The organism is Streptomyces sp. NRRL S-87, assembly GCF_000719335.1.
In the GTDB taxonomy this organism is placed as follows: Bacteria; Actinomycetota; Actinomycetes; order Streptomycetales; family Streptomycetaceae; genus Streptomyces.
In genome coordinates, this window is record NZ_JOGB01000004.1 from 130405 (window position 1) to 152359 (window position 21955).

The following is a 21955-nucleotide window of genomic DNA, read 5'->3' on the forward strand; positions in this document are numbered from 1 at the left end:
GTGTCGTCAGTAACTTCGGTCCGAGGGGGAACCACAGGTGTCCACGCACAAACCCCGCCCGGCCGCGCTCGCGCTGGCCGCGGCCCTGGCCGGCTCGGTGGTCCTGACGACCGCCCCCGCGGCCCACGCCCGGGTCGTCGACGTGAAGTACGACTGTCAGACTCCGATCGGCCCGAAGTCGGCGGTCTCCCCGATCGACATCACCGCCGTCAGGACCGGATCCGGCAACTCCTACACGGTCACCATGACCTTCCAGAAGGGCGTCTCCTCCAGCCCCATCGAGCTCGGCAAGGGCGCGATGCGCCCCCGCGCGGTCATCAGGCTCGGCGGTGCCGACTCCGGCACCCTGGCCGTGTCCGGGCCGCCGAACGCCGTCGCCGCCCCCGCCAACACCCCCATCAAGATCAGTGACCTGTCGGGCACCTACACGCCCAAGCACAGCGGCAAGGTCACCTTCACCGCCGGGGTGCTCACCATCGAGGCGATGATGACGACCACCACCTGCACGCCGGGCAACGGTCCCGGGCCCTCCCTCTCCCTCGACGTCACCGCTGCCGGCGGCGGCACGGCCCCGCAGACCACGACGTCCGGCGCCGACCCAGGCACCCTCCCGCAGACCGGCCCCGCCGACTCGGCCCTCGCCCTCGGCACCCTCGGCGGCACCGTGCTGCTCGCCGGGGCGGCCGGGGTGCTGTGGCTGACCCGGCGCGGGCAGCGCTCCGGAGCCTGACCGGGACCGCCGCCCATGCCGACGCGCCCCCACCGCCGCCCCCGCACCCGGGCCGCCGTACTCGCCCCGCTCGCCGCCGCCGTCGCGGTCGCCGCGGCGGCCGCGGCCGCGGCCACGGCCCTCCTGGGCCCGTCCGCGCCTGCTGCCGCCCTGCCCGCTGCTGCCGCCCTGCCCACTGCCGCTGCCCTGCCCGGTGCTGCGCCGCCCGCTGTCGCCGCCCCGCCCGCTGCGGTGCGGGCACCCGCCACACCCGCCCGGACGGCCGCACCCGGCGGACCCGTCGGACTCGGCGAACCGGCCGGGCCCGCCTGGACCGTCCGCCCCGCCGCCGGCCCCGCCACACCACCCGGCAGCCCGGACGGCCGCCCGTACTTCTACTTCGAGGGCGTACCCGGCACCGTCCTCCAGGACAGGCTCGCCCTGACCAACCCCTCCGACCGGGCGGTCACGCTCACCCTGCGCGGAGCCGACGCCTACAACGCCCGCGGCGGCGCCGTGGCCGTACGCCCCGCCGCCGGAGCGCCGACCAGAACCGCACCGGCACCAGCCCCCGAAGCCGCACCCACCCCCAGAACCGCACCCACCCCCAGAACCGCCCCCACCGCGCCGAGTACCCCCCGAACCGCTCCGACCACCCAGGCCGGTCCGGAGGTCATCCCGGCCCCCGCCCCCGACGCCGGTGCCTGGATCGCCTTCGGCGCGTCCGGCGGCCCCGGCCGGGGCGGCGGGGAGACCACCCTGCGCGTCCCGCCCCGCACCCGCGCCCTGGTGCCCTTCACCCTCACCGTGCCGGCCGGCGCCGTACCCGGCGACCACCCGGCCGCGGTCGTGGCCTCCGAGGGCACCCGCGAGGCGGTCGTCCGCGTCCAACTGCGGGTCAGCGGCCCGACCCTGGCCGCACTCACCGTGGAGGACGTCGCCGTCACCGGCCGGGGCGCGGCCACCCGCATCCGGTACGCCCTGGTCAACCGCGGCAACACCGCGCTGGCTCCCGAACTGGCGGTCGGCGCCGACGGCCTCTTCGGGAACGTGGCGGCCCCGCCGGCCCACCCGCTGGCGGTCGAGCTGCTGCCGGGCCGGCGCGTCGAACTGGCCGAACCCTGGCCCGACGCGCCGGCGTTCGACTCGGTCGACCTGCGCCTGACCGTCACCGCCGCCGGGGGTGCCCGCGCCGAGGCCACCGCCTCGGCCCGCTTCGTGCCCGGGGGCGTCCTCGGCCGGACCGGCCTCGCCGCGCTCGGCGTCGCGGGCGTGGCCGCGGTCGTCGGGCTGCTCGTACGCACCCACGACCGGCCCCGGCCCGCACCGGAGCCCCCGGAGTCGACCGAACGTGTCGTACCCGTACCCGAGTTGACAGGAGCGCCCAGGTGAACAGCGGCACGGCCGGGCACCGGAACCCGAACCGGCACCCGCACCGGGACCGGCACCCGGACCCGCTCCGGCACCGGTCCCGCGAACGCGCGGCTCGCACTCGCACTCGTACCCGCACAGCGGAACTGCCCGCCGCGGTACGGGCCATCGGCGCCGTCGGCGCCGTCGGCGCCGTCGCGCTCGTCGTCACGGCCGTCCTGGCCCTGCTGGCGGCCCCGCCCGCCACCGCCGCGCCGACGGAGGGCGGCCAGACCGTCGAACTCTCCCTCCAGGAAGTGGCCAAGGGCACCGAAGTCACCGTCGCGGGCACCGGCTGGCGACCCCGCACCCTCCTGATGCTGCTGGTCTGCGGGCAGAACATGATCGGCGGCACCAACTCCTGCGCCAACGCCGACGGCCGCGCCGTCACCACCGACGCGGCCGGCCGCTTCGGCAAGCAGCTGCCGGTCGTGGCCCCGCCCAAGCCCTGCCCCTGCGTGGTGCACGTGGCCACCGTCACCGGTGGCACGGAGTCGGCCGACGCCCCCGTCAAGATCACCGATCATCCGGTGGCCGCGCTGCCGTCCGCGACCGGCAGCCCCCGGCTGGCGGTGCTCGCGGCGGCCCGGTTGGAGGGCGACGACGGGATCCTGACGTGGTTCGGCGCCCCGCCGGAGCGGGAGCTGGTCGTCACGGTCGGCAATCTGGGCGCGGCCCCGGTCACGGACCCGGTGTTCCAGGTCGGCACCGCGCACGGGGTGTTCGCGCCGCTGTACGAGGAACGGCGCTGGAAGGGCACCATCAAGCCGGGCGGGAAGGCCCGGGTGGCCCTGCACGTGGCGCTGGACGCGGGCGCGTCCGGGGACTACACCGTCCTCCTCAAGTACGGGGAGAAAACGCTGGTCACGCAGCCCTGGGGGGTGGACCGCCCGTACGGCGTGACGCTCTTCTGGATCCTGCTCTGCGTGGTCGTCCCGGCCGGGGTCTTCCGTATCGGCATGGCGGTGGTCGACCGGGTCCGGCCGCGCGGCGGCGGAACGTACGCCGCCCCGGCCCCGTACGCCGACGGGCCCGCCGCGACCGGTCCGGCCGGTCGGCACCGGGCGCCCGCCGACGACGGCGCGGCCGCCGTCACGGCGAAGCTCCCGCGCGTCCCGGGCCCGCCGACGCGGCGCGCGGCCCGCGACACGAGGACCACCACGGCGGTCCTGCCGTGGTTCACCCCGGACACCGCACCGGGAGCACGACCCGCACCAACGGAACCCGAACCATCCACACCACCCGAACCACCCACATCACCTGCACCATCTGCACCACCACAGACATCCGCACCGTCTGAGAACCGTTCGACAACGAAGGGACAGTCGTGAGGACCCAACGGAGGGTGTGCGCGGCAGCGGCCGCGCTGCTGCTCGGCGGCGCGGGCATCGTGATGGTGGCCTCGCCCGCCCAGGCCGCCGAGGTCACGTTCAAGGTCAAGTGCGTCCCGCCCGCGGGCGGCGGCGATCCCGTGGAGGGCGAGACCACCGCGCGGATCACGGCCCCGGCCTCGGCCAAGGTCGGCGACGAGGCGGACGTGTCGTGGGAGACCGTGAAGCCGGCCTCGAACAACACCGACCTGATGGACATCCCGGAGGACTCCGTCCAGCCCACCGGCTGGATCACCCTGAGCGGCGGGCTGGGCGAGGCCAAGCTCGTCGGCGAGAAGAAGAACCCGAAGATCCCCAAGCGCGCCCCCATGGTCATGTCGACCATGAAGGGCAAGGTCAAGCTCACGAAGGCCGGCAAGATCACGCTCACCCCGGGCAAGTACGACGTGGCCGTCACGTTCTCCTTCGGCACCTTCGTCACCCACTGCAGCCCGATCGGCGCGGTGGGCCCGGGCGCCACGATCGACGTCTCCGCCGGCTCCTCGGGCGGCACGACCTCGGGCACCACGTCAGGGACCACGTCGGGGACCACCTCCGGCACGACGTCAGGCACCACGTCAGGCACGACCTCGGGAACGACCTCGGGCACGACCAGCGGCACCACCTCGGGAACGACCTCGGGCACCACCGCCGGCACCACGTCCGGCACGACCTCGGGCACGACCTCCGGTTCCACCGCCGGCACCACGTCCGGCAGCACCACCGGCGGCGGCAACGGCGGGACCACCTTCCCGGGCAAGCCCGTCCAGGTGTCGTTCGACTGCGGCGCGGTCGTCCCGGGCGGCATCAAGACCCCGGTCACGGTCAACGCCAAGAAGAACGGCGGCAGCTACGACCTCACGGTCAAGACCGCCAAGGGCGCCATGGCCAGCCCGATGGACCTCCCCCCGGGCGCGCTCAAGCCCCTGATGGACGTCAGGCTCGGCGGCGCCGACAGCGGCGCGGTCAAGGTCTCCGGACCGGCGAACACCGCCGCGATCCCCAAGGGCAGTCCGGTCTCGCTCTCCGACATGACCGGTACCTACAAGCCCGGGAAGTCCGGCAAGGTGACGCTCAGCCCGGACCAGCTGACCATCGAGGTCCGCATGGGTGCGGGTGCGACCCCCATCACCGTGCCGTGCAAGGCCACGAACTCCGGCGTCTCCCTGGAGCTCGACACGGCCGCGCAGCCGGGCGGGACCACCGGCAGCACCACCAACGGCACCACCACGGGCAGCACGACGAGTTCGGGCTCGAACGGCGGCCTCGCCCACACCGGCGGCGGCGCCGAGGCCGGCGTCAAGGCCCTCGGCCTGGTCGCGGGCACCGTGCTCCTGCTGGGCGCGGCGGTCTTCACCTTCACCCCCTGGCGCCGACTGCGCCGCGAGCGCTGAACGCACGACGCACGACGGACGAGGGACGACGGACGACGGACGACCGACCGACCGACCGACCGACGACTGATACCCGACGACCCCAAAAGGGCAGGGCCCCGGCACACGTTTCCGTGTGCCGGGGCCCTGCCCCTGCTGCGGTGCTGCGGCCGTGCGACCCGTCAGGTCATCGCACGTCCCGGCGCACGCTCAGTGCACGTCGCCCATCAGCGCCTGCACCTTCTTGCGGTACATGTACACCGCCAGACCCGCGACCGCGGCGAGGGCGGCCTGGAGGCCGATGATGCCGATGCCGTTCAGGTCCACGCCGGCCGTCGAGAGGAGGCCGGTGGTGCAGTCACCGGCGGTGACGGCGAGGAACCAGACGCCCATCATCTGGGAGGCGTACTTCTGCGGGGCCATCTTCGTGGTGACGGAGAGGCCGACCGGGGAGAGGCACAGCTCACCGATGGTCTGGATCATGTAGATGGAGACCAGCCACATGGGGGAGACCATGGTGTGGCCGTCGCCCGCCATGTTCATCGGGACGATGAAGACGAAGAACGAGGCGCCGATCAGAACCAGGCCCATCGCGAACTTCACGATGGTGTTGGGCTCCTTGTTGCGGCGGGAGAGCCACAGCCACAGCCAGGCGAAGACCGGGGCCAGCGCCATCACGAACAGCGGGTTCAGCGACTGGTACCAGGTGGCGGAGAAGCCGAAGCCGAACATCGTGCCGGCGGTCTTGTCGTCCGCGAACAGGGACAGCGTCGAGCCACCCTGGTCGTAGATCATCCAGAAGACGGCCGCGGCGACGAAGAACCAGATGTAGCCGGTCATCTTCGACTGCTCGGCGTTGCTCAGGTCCTTGTCGCGCTTGATCTTCGTCAGCACGGCGATCGGGATGAGCAGACCGGCGACCATCAGCGGGACCATCGCCCAGTTGAGGGTGAAGATGCCGGTGAAGCCGATGACCGCGTAGAAGATGGCGGCGACGCCGAAGACGCCGGCGACCTTCACGATGACCGCGTTGCGCTCCTCGCGGGTCAGCGGGTTCGGGACCACGCTGCTCTTCGCGCTCAGGTGGCGGGTGCCGAACAGGAACTGGGCCAGACCCAGCGCCATGCCGACCGCGGCGAGGGCGAAGCCGAGGTGCCAGTTGTACTCCTTGCCGACCGTTCCGATGACGAACGGAGCGACGAAGGCGCCCAGGTTGATGCCGATGTAGAAGAGGGTGAAGCCACCGTCACGGCGCGGGTCCTCGGGACCGTCGTACAGGTGGCCGACCATCGTGGAGATGTTGGCCTTCAGCAGACCCGAGCCGAGGGCGACCAGGATCAGACCGACGAAGAACATCGCCTGGCCGGGGATGGCCAGCGAGACGTGACCGGCCATGATCACGAAGCCGGCGACGGTGACGGTCTTGCGGGCACCCCAGACGCGGTCGCCGAACCATCCGCCCGGCAGGGCCATGAGGTAGACCATCGACACGTAGACGGAGTAGATCGCCGTGGCCGTGGCCGCGGTCATCGCCAGGCCGCCGCCCTGGCTGCCCTTCGCCATGTCCGCACCGCCGGAGACGATGTAGTACACGAGGAGGGCGCGCATGCCGTAGTAGGAGAAGCGCTCCCACATCTCGGTCATGAAGAGAGTGGCCAGGCCGCGGGGGTGGCCGAAGAAGGTCTTCTCGCCGGTGGTACCGGCAGGGGCCTTCGTCAGGCTTGACGCCATGGTCGTTCCTTGCTTGCTCGGGACGGCCGCTTTGTGAGCGGTGTCGTTGCCCGTGGAGGCGGAGGAGGTCCTCGCCAGCGTCTAGCTGTGCGGGACCCACTCCGGATCGTTCGATGAAATGCACGGATAAAGACCGTTTTGGCGCTTATTTGCGCAGAACTGTCCATCAGTAGTGCATCAAAACTTCAGCCACCATACGACACGACACTGCGGCATATGGAAGGACTTGAGACATGGATCACAGGTTACTGGAGGAACCGAAATCGCATTTCGAAGGAGATCATGTTCGCAAACTCATGATCCGCAGGCCTGTGCGATCGCAGCCCGGGCCGCACCCGCCGCGGACTACCATCACCCACATGACGCGTGTACTGCTCGCCGAGGACGACGCATCCATCTCGGAGCCCCTGGCCCGCGCCCTGCGCCGGGAGGGGTACGAGGTCGAGGTGCGCGAGGACGGACCCACCGCGCTCGACGCCGGCCTGCAGGGCGCCGTCGACCTGGTCGTGCTCGACCTCGGCCTGCCGGGGATGGACGGTCTCGAGGTGGCCCGTCGGCTGCGTGCCGAAGGCCACGGCTTCCCGATCCTGGTCCTGACCGCCCGTGCCGACGAGGTCGACACGGTCGTGGGTCTGGACGCCGGCGCCGACGACTACGTCACCAAGCCCTTCCGCCTCGCCGAGCTGCTGGCCCGCGTCCGGGCCCTGCTGCGGCGCGGCGCCACCGAGCCCGCGCAGCCCCCCGCCACCCACGGCGTGCGGATCGACGTCGAGTCCCACCGTGCCTGGATGGGCGACGAGGAGCTCCAGCTCACCGCCAAGGAGTTCGACCTCCTGCGCGTCCTGGTCCGCGACGCCGGCCGGGTGGTCACCCGCGACCAGCTCATGCGCGAGGTCTGGGACACCACCTGGTGGTCCTCCACCAAGACGCTCGACATGCACATCTCATGGCTGCGGAAGAAGCTCGGCGACGACGCGGCCAATCCGCGCTACATCGCCACCGTCCGCGGCGTCGGCTTCCGCTTCGAGAAGAGCTAGAGCGAGCCGGCGCGGGCTTGCGCGGCCTTGCGCGGGCTTCCGCGGCCTTCCGCGGGCTTGCGAGAGTCAGCGTGCGCCGACGCTGGTGAGCGCGAGCAGCCGGCCCTGCTGAGCGCGGGCGCCGACGCGAGCGCGACCCGCTCGAGAACCTGCACCACCGTGAGAGCCGGGAGCACCACCAGCCCATGCGCCGCCGACTGATCAATTCCACCCTGGCCGTGGTGCTCGTCGTGATCGCCGTGTTCGGGGTCTCGCTCGTGATCGTCGAGACCCGGACGATCACGAACAGCGCCCAGGACAGCGTCGAGTACGAGGCGCAGCAGCTCGTCGGCATCGTCGAGTCCAAGGTGCTGGAGAAGGAGCGGCTCGACCCGGCGGCCCTGTCCGACCGGGTGGCTCCCGACCGGTTCGTCCGGATCACCGCCCCCGGCCAGCCGGAGCTGTCCCTGGGCACGCGGCCCGAGGGCAGCGTGATCCGCGGCCGCGGCACCGGTGAGCAGGGTGTGGTGGTCACGGTCGAGGAGCCCCGTTCCGTTGTCACCAAGGAGGTCGGCCGCACCCTGGTCGTGGTCGCGGCGGTGGCCCTGCTCGCCGTCGTGGCGGCCGTCCTGCTCGCCGTACGCCAGGCCAACCGGCTCACCTCGCCGCTGACCGACCTCGCCGAAACCGCCGAGCGCCTCGGCTCCGGCGACCCGCGGCCCCGCCACAAGCGGTACGGGGTGCCGGAGCTGGACCGGGTCGCGGACGTGCTCGACTCCAGCGCCGAGCGGATCGGGCGGATGCTCACCGCCGAGCGCCGGCTGGCCGCGGACGCCTCCCACCAACTGCGCACCCCGCTGACCGCCCTGTCGATGCGGTTGGAGGAGATCACCGTCACGGACGACCTGGAGACGGTCCGCGAGGAGGCGTCCATCGCGCTCAACCAGGTCGAGCGGCTCACGGACGTCGTCCAGCGGCTGCTGACCAACTCGCGCGACCCGCGGACCGGCTCCGCCGTCCCGTTCGACCTCGACGAGGTGGTCAAGCAGCAGGTGGAGGAGTGGCGGCCGGCCTACCGCAGCGCGGGGCGCGCCATCGTCCGCTCCGGCAAGCAGGGCATGCGCGCGGTGGGCACCCCGGGCGCCGTGGCCCAGGTCCTGGCCGCGCTGATCGAGAACTCCCTCATGCACGGCGGCGGCACCGTGGCCCTGCGCACCCGCGTCACCGGGAACCAGGCGGTCATCGAGGTCACGGACGAGGGCCCGGGCGTCCCGGCCGACCTCGGCAACCGGATCTTCGAGCGGGCCATCAGCGGCCGCAACTCCACCGGCATCGGCCTCGCCGTGGCCCGCGACCTCGCGGAGGCGGACGGCGGGCGGCTGGAACTGCTCCAGACGCAGCCGCCGGTCTTCGCGATCTTCCTGAGCACCACGCCCGCCGAGCGCCCGGAGCCGGAGCGGCCGGTGCGGTGACGGAGCGGCCGGTGCGGAGCCGGTCGGGCTTCAGTGCCGGTCCGGTACCGGCACCTCGCGGCGCTCGGCGCGCTTCGCCCGCTCGGCTCGTACGGCCGCAGCGGTCGGGCGTACCACCACCACCGGCTCGGCAGGGTCGGCGGCAGCAGCAGCGGGCGGGGCGGGTGCCGGCAGGGCTCGGAACACCCACGTGCGGTACGACCAGAAGCGGAACGCGGTGGCCACCGCGATGCCCAGGAACTTGAAGACGTTGCTCTGCAGCGGGCTGTCCCAGCCCATCCCGTACGTCGCCGCGTACAGCAGACCGTTCTCGATCACCAGCCCGACCACGCTGAACAGCAGGAACAGCGTCAGCTCGCGGGTCCGCCCGCTCTTGTCGCGGTCGCGGTACGTGAAGTAGCGGAAGCCCACGTAGTTGAAGGCGATCGCGACGACGGTCGCGATCACGCTGGTGCGCACGACCTGGAGGTCGGTGGTGTGCCGCAGGAGGTTGAAGACGCCCAGGTTGACCAGCAGACCGAGCCCTCCGACCGCCCCGAACTTCGCGAGCTCCCGAGCCAGGCCGCGGGCCCGCCCGTAGAGACCGCCCCGCTTCGACGCGCTCATGGTGTCGTTCAGCCCCTGTCGGTCGATGGCGTCAACTCGAATACGTCAACCAAGCCATGTTAAGCGGGGACCGTCGGGTACGCCCGGGGCTGTGGAAACCCGAGTGACGAACAGAGTGACGACCCGCTCACAGAGCGCTGACCTGCGCGTCCGTCCCGGGCCCGGTCGGGGGCGGGGTCGTCGGGCCACCCCGGACGGCGGATACCCTGGGAGCGTGACGTTCCCGGTAGTCGGCATGGTCGGCGGCGGTCAGCTCGCCCGCATGACCCACGAGGCGGGCATCCCCCTCGGCATCAGATTCAAGCTCCTCAGTGACACCCCACAGGACTCGGCGGCCCAGGTCGTGAGCGACGTCGTCATCGGCGACTATCGCGACCTGGACACGCTGCGTGCCTTCGCGCGCGGCTGTGACGTGATCACCTTTGACCACGAGCACGTACCCACGGAGCACCTGCGGGCCCTGGAAGCGGACGGCATCCCCGTCCGCCCGGGGCCCGACGCATTGGTGCACGCCCAGGACAAGGGGGTGATGCGCGCCAAGCTCGACGAGATCGGCGCGCCCAGCCCCCGCCACCGGATCGTGGCCGATCCGGCGGACGCGGCCGCCTTCGCCGAGGAGGTCGGGGGCTTCCCCGTCATCCTCAAGACGGTGCGCGGCGGCTACGACGGCAAGGGCGTGTGGTTCGTGCGGACCGCGGAGGACGCGGAGGCCCCGTTCAAGGCGGGCGTCCCGGTCCTCGCGGAGGAGAAGGTGGACTTCGTCCGCGAGCTCGCGGCGAACATCGTCCGGTCCCCGCACGGCCAGGCCGTGGCGTACCCCGTGGTGGAGTCCGTCCAGGTCGACGGCGTCTGCGACACCGTCATCGCCCCCGCCCCGAACCTCCCCGAGGAGCTCGCGGGCGAGGCGCAGGCCCTGGCCCTGCGGATCGCCAAGGAGCTCGGCGTCGTCGGCCACCTGGCCGTCGAGCTCTTCGAGACGGCCGACGGCCGGATCCTGGTCAACGAGCTGGCCATGCGGCCGCACAACTCCGGGCACTGGACCCAGGACGGTGCGGTCACCTCCCAGTTCGCCAACCACGTCCGGGCCGTCCTCGACCTGCCGCTGGGCGACCCGCGCCCGCGCGCGCCGTGGACGGTCATGGCCAACGTGCTCGGCGGGGACTACCCCGACATGTACTCCGCGTACCTGCACTGCATGGCCCGCGACCCGCAGCTCAAGATCCACATGTACGGCAAGGACGTGAAGCCCGGACGCAAGGTCGGTCACGTCAACACCTTCGGCGACGACCTGGACGACGTGCTGGAGCGCGCCCGCCACGCAGCCGGCTACCTCAGAGGAACAATCACCGAATGAGCACCTCTGCCTCCCCCCTCATCGGCATCGTGATGGGCTCCGACTCGGACTGGCCCGTCATGGAGGCCGCCGCGCAGGCCCTCGACGAGTTCGAGATCCCCTACGAGGTCGACGTCGTCTCCGCCCACCGCATGCCGCGCGAGATGATCGCGTACGGCGAGGACGCGGCCGACCGCGGCCTCAAGGCGATCATCGCGGGCGCGGGCGGCGCCGCCCACCTCCCGGGCATGCTCGCCTCGGTGACCCCGCTGCCCGTCATCGGCGTCCCCGTCCCGCTGAAGTACCTCGACGGCATGGACTCCCTGCTGTCGATCGTGCAGATGCCGGCCGGCGTGCCCGTCGCCACCGTCTCGGTGGGCGGCGCCCGCAACGCCGGCCTCCTCGCCGCCCGGATCCTCGCCACCCAGGACCCGGACCTGCTCGCCCGCATGCGGGACTTCCAGCAGGAGCTGAACGACCAGGCCACCGAGAAGGGCAAGCGGCTGCGCACCAAGGTCGCCGGCCAGGAGTCGTTCGGATTCGGCAAGTGAGCGCGGCTGACCGCCTGGCCGAGGCCCGCGAGCTGCTCGCGGGCCACCCGGTCGTGGACGGCCACAACGACCTGCCCTGGGCGCTGCGCGAGCAGGTGGACTACGACCTCGACCGGCGGGACATCGCCGCCGACATGCGCGGCATGCTCCACACCGACCTGCGCCGGCTGCGGGCCGGCGGGGTCGGTGCCCAGTTCTGGTCGGTCTACGTGCGCAGCGACTACAGCGGCGACCGGGCGGTCAGCGCCACGCTGGAACAGATCGACGTCGTCGGCCGGCTGATCGAGCGGTACCCGGCCGACCTGGTCCGGGCCCTGACGGCCGACGACATGGAGTCGGCCCGCGCCGAGGGCCGGATCGCCTCCCTGATGGGTGCCGAGGGCGGCCACTCCATCAACAACTCGCTCGCCACCCTGCGCGCGCTGCACCTGCTCGGGGTCCGCTACATGACCCTGACGCACAACGACACCATCGACTGGGCGGACTCGGCCACCGACGAGGCCCGGCACGGCGGTCTGGCGGACTTCGGCCGCGAGGTCGTCCGGGAGATGAACCGGGTCGGCATGCTCGTCGACCTCTCGCACGTGGCCGCGACCACGATGCGCGACGCGCTCGACGTCTCCGTGGCGCCGGTGATCTTCTCGCACTCCTCGGCGCGGGCGGTCTGCGACCACCCGCGCAACGTGCCGGACGACGTCCTGGAGCGGCTGCCCGCCAACGGCGGCGTGGCGATGGCCACGTTCGTGCCGAAGTTCATCCTCCCCGAGGCGGTCGCCTGGACCGCGGCGGCGGACGAGAACATGCGCGCGCACGGGATGCACCACCTCGACACCACGCCGGCGGCGATGGAGGTCCACCGGGCGTTCGAGGCCGCGCACCCGCGGCCGATCGCCACCGCGGCGACGGTCGCCGACCACCTCGACCACATGCGCGAGGTGGCGGGCGTCGACCACATCGGCATCGGCGGCGACTACGACGGCACGGCCTTCACCCCGTCCGGGCTCGACGACGTGGCCGGCTACCCGAACCTGATCGCGGAACTCCTCGACCGCGGCTGGTCCAAGGCCGATCTGACGAAGCTGACCTGGTCCAACGGCGTGCGCGCGTTGCGCGACGCGGAGTCGGTGGCGGCCTCGCTGGGCGGCGTACCGGCGTCCAACGCGCGGCTGTAGGACGACGGCGGCGGTCCGGGTGGCCCCACCGGGCGACCCGGACCGCCGCTTGGCCCGGCCCTCGCATCATCCGGCCCCTCGCATCATCCGGCCCCTCGCATCACCCGGCCGCCGCATCCGCCGCGAATCCGTACGCCCTCCGTGCCACGGCGGCAGCGGGTCTCCCCGCTGCCGCCGAGACCGGAGCGAACGCCCGGCGCCCGACCCCGCGGCGGATCAGCAGGCGCAGAGGCAGAACGGGTGCCCCGCCGGGTCGGCGAACACCCGCCAGGTACGCCCCTCCGGACCCGGATCGAGCGGCTTCGCGCCCAGGGCCACGGCCTCCCGCCCGGCCGCGTCGAGGTCCTCGACGGTCAGGTCGAGGTGGAACTGCTGCGAGCCCTCTTCCGAGGGCCACCGCGGCGGGACGTGCCCCGACGCCTTCTGGAACGCCAGCGCCGGGCCGCCCGGCACCGCGAGGTCGGCCCACGTGCCGTCCTCCTCCAGGGCGGCCGTCCCGCCGAGCAGGGCGGCGTAGAACTCGGCGAGGGCGAGCGGGTCGGGACAGTCCAGGACGACGGTCCCGAGCTTGGCGATGGCCATGACTCCTCCTGAGGCGCACGGGGAAACGACACTGTTACCGGAACAAGCCAAGTACCGGTAACGCCCACCCTAGGCGTTACCCCTTCCCCGGTCCAGGAGGTAACGTCGACGGCATGACGGAGAGAGCGCCCGCACCCGGCGGCCTCGCGCTCGTGGAGGCGCTGATCAACACGCTGCGGGTGGACACCGGAGAGGACCGCCTGGCGGCGGAGTTCGGCCTGTCCGGCGCCGCCCTCACCGAGGCGGCCGACCTCCGCGAGGCCCTGCGCGCCGCCTGCCTCGCCCACGCGGGCCACGCGATGTCGGACGCGGCCCACGCCGGCCTGAACGACGTCCTCGCCGCCGCCCCGCTGACGCTCTCGGTCACCCCGGACGGCACCGCCGCCCTCCGCCCCACGGGCGACGGGCTCCCCGCCCGCGTCGCCGCCGCGATCGCCGAGGCCGTGGCCGCCGGCACCTGGCAGCGCCTCAAGGCCTGCGCGGCGGACGACTGCCGCTGGGCGTACTACGACCGCAGCCCGGCCGGCCGCGGCCGCTGGTGCACGATGTCCGTGTGCGGCAGCCGCGCCAAGATGCGCACCTACCGCTCCCGCCAGTCCTGACCGGTGGTCCTAACCGCCCGCGCCGGAGCCGCCCGGATCGAAGCCCGGCAGGGCGTGCAGCGCCGCCGCGGACAGCAGCAGACCGCGCTCCGGCTGCCTGCCCGCCACCAGCACCCCCCCGGCGGGGGGCAGATCGTGGGAGACCACGAGGCCCGCCAGCTGACCGCTGCTGGAGAAGGCCGGTGCCCCGTGCAGGCCCGGGACCAGGTCCCCGACGGTGTGCAGCCAGTCCCCGACCCTGCGCGTGACGTCGAGTACGCAGGAGTACCGCTCCGTGGCCGTCCGGCCGCTGACGAGGAGCTTGCTGCCCGGCGTGAACCTCCAGTCCACCGCAGGAGGCCGGTCGGGTGCCGTGACGGAGTCCTTCAGGTGCAGCAGCGCGAGAGTGGGGCGGAACCTCCCGAGCAGGGACCCGCTGTACGCGTAGGACTCATGTGGTCCCAAGGCCGCCGCGGCCCGTTCGCCCGCGACCGTCTCCACGACGAGGTCGCGCCGCGCGTCGGCGATGCCCAGGGCGACGTGCCACCGGGCGGCGTCCGCGGAGGGGACGGGTGCCACCACGGTCCGTGAGTCCAGGAGCAGCCCGTTGGCGAGGAGCGCCCTGCCGAACCATAACCGCACGGTCACCGCCGCCACGTGCTCCTCGTCCACGTTCCAGCCGTCGCTGACGACCGTCAGGCCGCCGTTGACGTGCCCGAACTGGTACACCGTGTGGGGTGACACCGAGCCGGGGGAGGACACCACCTGGTTGCGCACCACTCCCGTCGGGGCGGCGCCCGCCCCTTCTCCGCCGCCCGGCTCCGGAGCCGCCTCCGACGGGTCGGCGGGCACCACCACCCCCTCCAGCGCCGCCTCTGCCTGCCCCTCGGCCTCGGCCCGGGCGAGCTGGTGCTCCAGTTGCGCGCAGCGCTCCTCGGCCCGTAAGTGGAGAACCCGGACCCGGTCCAGTTCCTCGGTCAGCTCGGCGACCTGCCGACGCAGCCGGGACAGCTCGAAGTCGTCCCCCGTCGTGCCGGTGCCGCTGTTGTCGTCGGGCAGGGGTAACGCATCGGACGCCAGCTGCACGCGATGACGTACCTCCAGATCGCGGATCCGGTGCTCCGCGTCCAGCAGCTGGTCCTCCAGCCGGCGCTCGCGCGCCTCGGCCCGCCGGGCCTCCAGATCGGCCTCCGCCAGCCGCCGCTCCAGCAACTGCTGCCTGTGATGAGGGCTGCCGCCGGCCAGAAGTGCGGCGGAGTGGAGGGCGCGGAGCAACGTGACGGCTTCCTCGGTCGGGGCCAGGCCACGCTTCTCCGCCACGTCGTACACGAGGTTGGACACGAACTCCCATGGCGGCACCCTCCGCCCGCCGAGGTAGCGAGAGACCGTGGCCGAGTCGTACGCGCGCCGGGCGGAGTACCGGCGGACCGACACTTTCAGGCCCTGGAACAACTCCCTCAAGGCCGAGGCGAGTTCACCCGTCGCCGCCGGCACGTCGTCGCCGATCGGCCTCAGTTCGGTCATCTGCCGCGCCCCCGTCCGCCGTGCTGCCACACCGTCGGCAGCAGTGCGGCACCTCCCGCAGCGCCCGCCGCCTTGTGAGTCTGGCAGGACGCCGGCGCGACGGTCGCCGCATTCGTGAAAGGAGCCGGACCATGCCGCAGCGCGACAGGCGCGTCCAGGACCTCGTCGTCTTCCTCGCCGTCCTCGGGACGAGCGTCGCACTCGTCCTGCGCGGCGCGGCGCCGGAGTCGCTCGCCGCTGTCGCCGTCGTCGTCTCCGGCCTGTACGCCGCCTGGCGGGGTGACGGCGGCCGTGGCGGGGACGGCCCCGGACGGGACGACCGGGCCGCCGGTGGTGCCGACCGCAACGACCGGCACGACCGGGCCGCCGGTGGTGCCGACCGCAACGACCGGCACGACCGGGACGCCGGCGGTGCCGACCGGAACGACCGGAGCACCACCCCTTGAGGGGCGGTGCTCCGGTCGGCGTCCGGCCCGGGCCGCCGCGACGTGCGGCCGGCCCGGAAGGAGGTCAGGCGCGGGGGCGGCCCATCGCGCGGTACGTCCAGCCCGCCGCCCGCCACAGGGAGGCGTCGAGGGCGTTGCGGCCGTCGAGGATCAGGGGGGTCGAGACCGTGGGCCGCAGGGCCGCCGGGTCCAGCTCGCGGAACTCGCGCCACTCGGTGAGGTGCAGCACGACGTCCGCACCCGCGACCGCCGCCGCGGCGGAGGGCGCGTACGCGAGCGTCGGGAAGACCCGCGCCGCGTTGTCCATGCCCTTGGGGTCGTAGACGGTGACCTGACCGCCCTGGAGGTGGATCTGCCCGGCGACGTTCAGCGCCGGCGAGTCGCGCACGTCGTCCGAGTCGGGCTTGAACGTCGCACCGAGCACGGCCACCCGCACGCCCAGGAACGAGCCCCCGACCGCCTCGCGGGCCAGCTCCACCATGTGCCCGCGCCGCCGCATGTTGATCGAGTCGACCTCCCGCAGGAAGGTCAGCGCCTGGTCGGCACCCAGCTCGCCCGCCCGGGCCATGAACGCCCGGATGTCCTTCGGCAGGCAGCCGCCGCCGAAGCCGATGCCGGCCCGCAGGAACTTCGAGCCGATCCGGTCGTCGTGCCCGATCGCCTCCGCCAGCTTCGCGACGTCGCCGCCGGCCGCCTCGCACACCTCGGCCATCGCGTTGATGAAGGAGATCTTGGTCGCCAGGAAGGAGTTCGCCGCCGTCTTGACCAGCTCGGCCGTCGGGAAGTCCGTCACCACCAGCGGCGACCCCTCCGCGATCGGCGTCGCGTACACCTCGCGCAGCAGCTTCTCCGCCTGCGCGCTGCGCACGCCCACCACGATCCGGTCCGGGTGCAGGGTGTCGCCGACCGCGAAGCCCTCGCGCAGGAACTCCGGGTTCCACGCGAGCTCCACGTCCGTGCCCGCCGGGGCCAGCTCCGCCAGCCGCGCCGCGAGCCGGTCCGCCGATCCCACCGGCACCGTCGACTTGCCGACGACCAGCGCCGGCCGGGTCAGGTGCGGGGCGAGCTGCTCGACCGCCGAGTCGACGTACGACATGTCGCACGCGTACTCGCCGTACTTCTGCGGGGTGTTCACGCAGATGAAGTGGACGTCGCCGAAGGCGCCCGCCTCCTCGTAGGAGGTGGTGAAGCGCAGCCGGCCCGTGGCGCCCGGCAGCCCGGCCACGTGCGCGGCCAGCAGCTCCTCCAGCCCCGGCTCGTACATCGGGACCCGGCCGGCGGCCAGCATCTCGATCTTCTCCGGGACGATGTCCAGACCCATGACCTCGAAGCCCAGCTCGGCCATGGCGGCGGCGTGGGTGGCGCCGAGGTAGCCAGTGCCGATCACGGTGATCTTGAGGGCCATGCGGTGCTCCTGAGGGGCAAAGGAGAGAACAACGGCCCCCGAGCATAGTCGGGCGCCATCGGGGGACGTTCCCCGCAGGGAGCCCCCCTCCGACCCCTGCCGGCCCCCCTGTCACGCAGCTCACGCCGCGTGCTCGTATCCCTGCGGGGCGTCGGCGCACTAGAATTGGGTTACTTAACAGTAGTTAACGTCCAGCAGTTAACGCCTCTTGTTAACGCCTCTTGGGGAGTGAGAGACCTTGGCGGGTTCCGACTTCGACCTGTTCCGCCCGGCCGAAGAGCACGACATGCTCCGCGAGTCCGTCCGCGCGCTCTGCGAGGCCAAGATCGCGCCGTTCGCCGCCGCCGTGGACGAGGAGGCCCGCTTCCCGCAGGAGGCCCACGACGCGCTGGTCGCCAACGACCTGCACGCCGTCCACGTCCCGGAGAACTACGGCGGCGCCGGTGCCGACGCCCTCGCGACCGTGATCGTCATCGAAGAGGTCGCCCGCGTGTGCGCGTCCTCCTCCCTGATCCCGGCCGTCAACAAGCTCGGCTCGCTGCCGGTCATCCTCTCCGGCTCCGAGGAGCTGAAGAAGAAGTACCTCGGCCCGCTGGCCAAGGGCGACGGCATGTTCTCGTACTGCCTCTCCGAGCCCGACGCGGGCTCCGACGCGGCCGGCATGAAGACCCGCGCGGTGCGCGACGGCGACTTCTGGGTCCTCAACGGCGTCAAGCGCTGGATCACCAACGCCGGCGTCTCCGAGTACTACACGGTCATGGCCGTCACCGACCCGGAGAAGCGCTCCAAGGGCATCTCGGCGTTCGTCGTCGAGAAGGGCGACGAGGGCGTCTCCTTCGGCGCCCCGGAGAAGAAGCTCGGCATCAAGGGCTCCCCGACCCGCGAGGTCTACCTCGACAACGTCCGCATCCCCGCCGACCGCATGATCGGCGCGGAGGGCACCGGCTTCGCCACCGCCATGAAGACCCTGGACCACACCCGCATCACCATCGCGGCCCAGGCCCTCGGCATCGCGCAGGGCGCCCTCGACTACGCCAAGGGCTACGTCCAGGAGCGCAAGCAGTTCGGCAAGCCGATCGCCGACTTCCAGGGCATCCAGTTCATGCTCGCGGACATGGCCATGAAGATCTCGGCCGCCCGCGCCCTGACCTACCAGGCCGCCGCCGCCTCCGAGCGCGGCGACGCCGACCTGACCTACCTCGGTGCCGCGGCCAAGTGCTTCGCCTCCGACATCGCCATGGAGGTCACCACCGACGCCGTCCAGCTCCTCGGCGGCTACGGCTACACCCGCGACTACCCGGTCGAGCGCATGATGCGCGACGCCAAGATCACCCAGATTTACGAAGGCACGAACCAGGTCCAGCGGATCGTGATGGCCCGCAACCTGCCGTAACGACCCCGGCCACCCCGGTCGTACGGGCCCACGGCCCCCGGCGCGCATCCCGCGCGCCGGGGGCCGTCCGCGTCCGCGGGCCGCACCGGACCCACGCGCCGGCGGTTCCGGGCGGTCCGGCCGCCCGGCCGAAGCGGCCGCGGTCGTACGGGCGTTACTCGTCCGACGAGAAGCGGATCGCGGCGGCGGGCAGCACCGCGTCGCACCACACGCGCGCACCCGCGCCGAGTTCGTTGTCCGCGCCGATGTCGGCGCCGTCGCCGACGACCGCGCCCGACAGGGCCGTACGGGCGCCGACCCGCGCGCCCGGGCCGACGTACGAGTCCGTCACGACGGCATCCGGCCCCACCACCGCGCCGGCCAGCACCGCGGAGCCGTGCACGCGCGCGCCCGCGCCGACCACGGCGCCCTCGGCGACCACCGTGCCGCCCGACAGCTTCGCGTCCGGCGCCACGGACGCGCCCGGCAGCACCAGGCACTCGCCCCGGCGGCCCGGGACGGCGGGGGAGGGGGCGCGCCCCAGCACCAGGTCGGCGGAGCCGCGTACGAAGGCCTGCGGGGTGCCCAGGTCCAGCCAGTACGTCGAGTCGACCATGCCCTGGAGGTGCGCTCCCGCGGCCAGCAGGCCCGGGAAGGTCTCCCGTTCGACCGAGACGGGGCGCCCGGCCGGGACGGTGTCGATGACCGAGCGCCGGAACACGTACGCGCCCGCGTTGATCTGGTCGGTGACGATCTCCTCGGGTGTCTGGGGCTTCTCCAGGAAGGCCCGCACCCGGCCGTCCGCGTCCGTGGGGACGAGCCCGAACGCGCGCGGGTCCTCGACCCGGCTGAGGTGCAGCGAGACGTCGGCGCCCGAGTCCCGGTGGGTGTCGAGCAGGGCGCCGATGTCGAGCCCGGTGAGGATGTCGCCGTTGAAGACGAGGACCGGGTCGTCCGGCCCGGAGCGCAGCCGGGGGGCGACGTTGCGGAGGGCGCCGCCCGTCCCGAGCGGCTCGACCTCGGTGACGTACTCCAGGTGCAGCCCGAGCGCCGAGCCGTCGCCGAAGTACGGCTCGAAGACCTCCGCGAGGTAGGAGGTGGCGAGCACGACGTGCTCGACCCCCGCCGCCCGGGCCCGTGCCAGCTGGTGCGTCAGGAACGGCACGCCCGCCGCCGGCACCATCGGCTTCGGCGTGCGCACCGTCAGGGGGCGCAGGCGGGTCCCTCTGCCACCGACGAGGAGGATCGCTTCAGTCAACTTCGTTCTGCTTCCTACGTTCCTACGGGGGACGGTGAGGGGGGAGCCGCCGGCCCGGCGACCGGGGCGTCGCCGGGGTGGGGCGGTCGGGGGCCGGGGACGGGGCGTCAGTCTATGCAGAGGACTTCCTGAGCAGAGGACTTCCTCACCGGCCCTGGTACCGGGCCGACGTCTGACGGGTCGTGCCGAGCTTGGAGTAGAGCTTGCGACCGGGGCATTCGGTCGCGAAGCCGTCCCGGTGCCCGGAGATGACGTTCATCTTGACGAGCTTGCCCTTCGCGAACTTGTTCCCGCCGCCCGACTTGAGGGTGGTGGTGGCCAGCGGGTTGGCGCCGAACAGGCCGAGCTTCCAGGCCGTCAGGCGGGCGACGGCCTTGACCGCGGCGTCCGGCGGGTTGGTGTCGGTGAACGTGCCGAGGACGGCGATGCCCATGCTGTTGGTGTTGAAGCCCATGGTGTGGGCGCCCATGACGGGCTTGGCGACGCCGCCGGCCCGTCCCTCGTAGACGGTGCCGCACTTGTCCACGGCGAAGTTGTAGCCGAAGTCCCGCCAGCCGCTGCTGAGGACGTGGTAGCGGTAGAGGCTGCGGAGCACCGCCGGTGCCTGGGCGCACGTGTAGTTGTTGCCCGAGGCGCTGTGGTGGACGAACGCGGCCTTGACGGTGCCCGTGTAGACGAAGCCCTTCTCGCGCAGCGACTCGTCGGCGCCCCAGCCCTTGCGGGTGACGATGCGCGGGCGCGGGCCGATGTACGGCTTGGCGGCCAGGCTGACCTTGCCGTCATGGGCGATCACGGCGTCGGCGGTGGAGTCGGCCTTGTCCAGGGCCTCGATCTCGTCGGCGCCGAGCGGGGCGAGGCCGGAGTTGGCGGCGGAGCTCTCGGCGACGGCGGGGGCGAGCTGGAGCGTGCTCTTCTCGTCCTCGGGGGCCTCGTCCTCGGGGCTCTCCTCCTCAGGGCTCTCGTCCTTGGGGCTCTCGCCCCTGGGGCCCTTGTCGAGGGGCTGTGCGGCGCCGATCGGATGTCCCTCGTCGGTGCCGGCACTGCTGGTGCCGCCGGCACCGTGCCTGCCGCTGCCGTGATGCCTGCCGTCGCCGTGCGTGCCGTCGCCGTTCGGGCGGGCGTGCGTGCGGTCGCCGTTCGGATCGGCGTGCGTGCGGTCGGGGCCGGTGCGCGTGCCGTCGTGGCGACCGCCGTTCTTGCCGTCGGCGGCGCCGGCGGCGCCCGCGGACTCGGCGTGCGGCGGGGCGGCCGCGGTCCTGCCGGGGTCGACCAGTTCGATGCGCATGCCCTCGGGCAGGCTCTGCACGGCCTGCGCGCCGCCGTCCGGCACCGCGGCCCGCGTACCGGCCGCCCCCGCGGCCTCCGGGCCGACCGGGCCGGCGCGGCCGTCCGGGGCCGCCTCCTCCGGCGGCGCCTCGCCCGGCTCGGCCTGTACCCGCACCTCGATGCCGTCCGACTCGCCCACCCACAGCGGGGCGGTGCTGCCCTTGACCCGGCCCGAGGTGTCCTCGGCCGTGCCGGGGTCGGCGGCGTGCTCGCGGTTGTGGGTCTCCAGGTCCTGCCAGTCCGTCCAGGCCGCGGTGGCGGCGCTGCGGGTACGGACCTGGACCCGTCCGTGCAGTTCGGTGGCCGCGTCGTCCCAGACGAGTCCGACGAGCGCGAAGGTCTTGACCTCGCGCGCAGCCAGGCCGCGGAGCTGCGCCCCCGGCAGCCGCGCCGCCATGCCGGGCACCCGGCCGGCCCGCGCGGACGCGGGGGTGAGGGGGACCAGGGGCAGGGACTGGGTCGACCCGGGGACGGCGGACTCGGCCACGACGCCCGGGGCCGCCGCCCGGTCCGCCGTACGGGCGGCTGTGCCGCCGGCGGTGACCGTCACCGCCAGGGCCTGGGAGGGAAGCGCGAGCGGCAGGGCCAGTGCGGCCGCCGTCGCGACACCGATCGAGGAAGCCAGGTATCCACGCATGCAGCCGATGCTGGGCACACTCCTGACGGTCCGCCAGCTGAGATCTGACGGGCCATCGGATGAACGGGCCCCGGCCCTCGC

General features: G+C 73.1%; 19 protein-coding genes. 12 read left to right on the forward strand and 7 right to left on the reverse strand.

What is annotated here, in order from left to right; genetic code table 11:
* Nucleotides 1-37: 37 nt before the first annotated feature.
* The 4 genes from IF43_RS0104360 (at nucleotide 38) to IF43_RS0104375 (ending at nucleotide 4883) form a co-directional block, all read left to right on the forward strand.
* Nucleotides 38-730: an LPXTG cell wall anchor domain-containing protein gene (locus tag IF43_RS0104360; protein ID WP_030194001.1), complete on the forward strand. Its 693-nt coding sequence runs from the start codon at nucleotides 38-40 to the stop codon at nucleotides 728-730.
* A 15-nt stretch (nucleotides 731-745) separates the two neighbouring features.
* The gene (locus IF43_RS37775) at nucleotides 746-2101 is read left to right on the forward strand and encodes a hypothetical protein (RefSeq protein ID WP_051794664.1); all 1356 of its coding nucleotides are present in this window, start codon (nucleotides 746-748) and stop codon (nucleotides 2099-2101) included.
* 197 nt (nucleotides 2102-2298) lie between these two features.
* Nucleotides 2299-3450 (forward strand): neocarzinostatin apoprotein domain-containing protein, encoded by a 1152-nt coding sequence (locus tag IF43_RS36035; protein WP_234331943.1) that lies wholly within the window; start codon nucleotides 2299-2301, stop codon nucleotides 3448-3450.
* The gene (locus IF43_RS0104375) at nucleotides 3447-4883 is read left to right on the forward strand and encodes a hypothetical protein (protein ID WP_030194012.1); all 1437 of its coding nucleotides are present in this window, start codon (nucleotides 3447-3449) and stop codon (nucleotides 4881-4883) included. The genes IF43_RS36035 and IF43_RS0104375 overlap by 4 nt, the downstream gene beginning before the upstream one ends.
* Nucleotides 4884-5072: 189 nt before the next feature.
* Here IF43_RS0104375 and IF43_RS0104380 read toward each other — a convergent pair whose 3' ends face one another.
* Nucleotides 5073-6593 (reverse strand): peptide MFS transporter, encoded by a 1521-nt coding sequence (locus tag IF43_RS0104380; RefSeq protein WP_030194015.1) that lies wholly within the window; start codon nucleotides 6591-6593, stop codon nucleotides 5073-5075.
* A 359-nt stretch (nucleotides 6594-6952) separates the two neighbouring features.
* On the opposite strand from IF43_RS0104380, the gene IF43_RS0104385 reads away from it, so the two are divergent.
* Together IF43_RS0104385 and IF43_RS0104390 are read left to right on the forward strand one after the other, a co-directional pair.
* Complete coding sequence (locus IF43_RS0104385) at nucleotides 6953-7630, forward strand: response regulator transcription factor (RefSeq protein ID WP_030194018.1); 678 nt, start codon at nucleotides 6953-6955, stop codon at nucleotides 7628-7630.
* Between the two features lie 185 nt (nucleotides 7631-7815).
* On the forward strand, nucleotides 7816-9081 hold the full coding sequence (locus IF43_RS0104390) for an ATP-binding protein (protein WP_030194022.1): 1266 nt from the start codon (nucleotides 7816-7818) through the stop codon (nucleotides 9079-9081).
* 30 nt (nucleotides 9082-9111) lie between these two features.
* Here IF43_RS0104390 and IF43_RS0104395 read toward each other — a convergent pair whose 3' ends face one another.
* Entirely contained in the window at nucleotides 9112-9687 is a 576-nt protein-coding gene (locus tag IF43_RS0104395) for a GtrA family protein (RefSeq protein WP_030194025.1), read from the reverse strand.
* Nucleotides 9688-9901: 214 nt separating this feature from the next.
* Between IF43_RS0104395 and IF43_RS0104400 the strand changes: the two genes are divergently transcribed.
* From IF43_RS0104400 to IF43_RS0104410, 3 genes are read left to right on the forward strand one after another with little or no spacing between them, the layout of a single operon-like run.
* A complete protein-coding gene (locus IF43_RS0104400) occupies nucleotides 9902-11041 on the forward strand; it encodes a 5-(carboxyamino)imidazole ribonucleotide synthase (RefSeq protein WP_267884726.1) in 1140 nt (379 codons plus the stop codon).
* The gene (purE, locus tag IF43_RS0104405) at nucleotides 11038-11571 is read left to right on the forward strand and encodes a 5-(carboxyamino)imidazole ribonucleotide mutase (protein ID WP_030194031.1); all 534 of its coding nucleotides are present in this window, start codon (nucleotides 11038-11040) and stop codon (nucleotides 11569-11571) included. Before IF43_RS0104400 ends, purE begins: the two co-directional genes overlap by 4 nt.
* Nucleotides 11568-12743, forward strand: coding sequence for a dipeptidase (locus IF43_RS0104410; protein WP_030194033.1), 1176 nt, complete (start codon nucleotides 11568-11570; stop codon nucleotides 12741-12743). Before purE ends, IF43_RS0104410 begins: the two co-directional genes overlap by 4 nt.
* A 216-nt stretch (nucleotides 12744-12959) precedes the next feature.
* Here the strand turns inward: IF43_RS0104410 and IF43_RS0104415 are convergent, their stop codons facing one another.
* Nucleotides 12960-13325, reverse strand: coding sequence for a VOC family protein (locus tag IF43_RS0104415; protein ID WP_030194036.1), 366 nt, complete (start codon nucleotides 13323-13325; stop codon nucleotides 12960-12962).
* A 113-nt stretch (nucleotides 13326-13438) separates the two neighbouring features.
* On the opposite strand from IF43_RS0104415, the gene IF43_RS0104420 reads away from it, so the two are divergent.
* The gene (locus tag IF43_RS0104420) at nucleotides 13439-13927 is read left to right on the forward strand and encodes a CGNR zinc finger domain-containing protein (protein ID WP_030194039.1); all 489 of its coding nucleotides are present in this window, start codon (nucleotides 13439-13441) and stop codon (nucleotides 13925-13927) included.
* Between the two features lie 9 nt (nucleotides 13928-13936).
* On the opposite strand, the gene IF43_RS41415 is transcribed toward IF43_RS0104420, so the two are convergent.
* On the reverse strand, nucleotides 13937-15430 hold the full coding sequence (locus tag IF43_RS41415; RefSeq protein ID WP_051794666.1) for a hypothetical protein: 1494 nt from the start codon (nucleotides 15428-15430) through the stop codon (nucleotides 13937-13939).
* Nucleotides 15431-15561: 131 nt separating this feature from the next.
* On the opposite strand from IF43_RS41415, the gene IF43_RS36045 reads away from it, so the two are divergent.
* A complete protein-coding gene (locus IF43_RS36045; protein ID WP_037887338.1) occupies nucleotides 15562-15876 on the forward strand; it encodes a hypothetical protein in 315 nt (104 codons plus the stop codon).
* A gap of 64 nt (nucleotides 15877-15940) precedes the next feature.
* Here IF43_RS36045 and IF43_RS0104435 read toward each other — a convergent pair whose 3' ends face one another.
* Nucleotides 15941-17281: a UDP-glucose/GDP-mannose dehydrogenase family protein gene (locus IF43_RS0104435; protein WP_030194045.1), complete on the reverse strand. Its 1341-nt coding sequence runs from the start codon at nucleotides 17279-17281 to the stop codon at nucleotides 15941-15943.
* A gap of 238 nt (nucleotides 17282-17519) precedes the next feature.
* On the opposite strand from IF43_RS0104435, the gene IF43_RS0104440 reads away from it, so the two are divergent.
* A complete protein-coding gene (locus IF43_RS0104440; protein WP_030194048.1) occupies nucleotides 17520-18674 on the forward strand; it encodes an acyl-CoA dehydrogenase family protein in 1155 nt (384 codons plus the stop codon).
* Nucleotides 18675-18828: 154 nt separating this feature from the next.
* Here the strand turns inward: IF43_RS0104440 and IF43_RS0104445 are convergent, their stop codons facing one another.
* Together IF43_RS0104445 and IF43_RS0104450 are read right to left on the reverse strand one after the other, a co-directional pair.
* Nucleotides 18829-19911, reverse strand: coding sequence for an NDP-sugar synthase (locus IF43_RS0104445; RefSeq protein WP_030194051.1), 1083 nt, complete (start codon nucleotides 19909-19911; stop codon nucleotides 18829-18831).
* A 145-nt stretch (nucleotides 19912-20056) separates the two neighbouring features.
* Complete coding sequence (locus IF43_RS0104450) at nucleotides 20057-21874, reverse strand: peptidoglycan recognition protein (RefSeq protein ID WP_030194054.1); 1818 nt, start codon at nucleotides 21872-21874, stop codon at nucleotides 20057-20059.
* Nucleotides 21875-21955 lie beyond the last annotated feature (81 nt).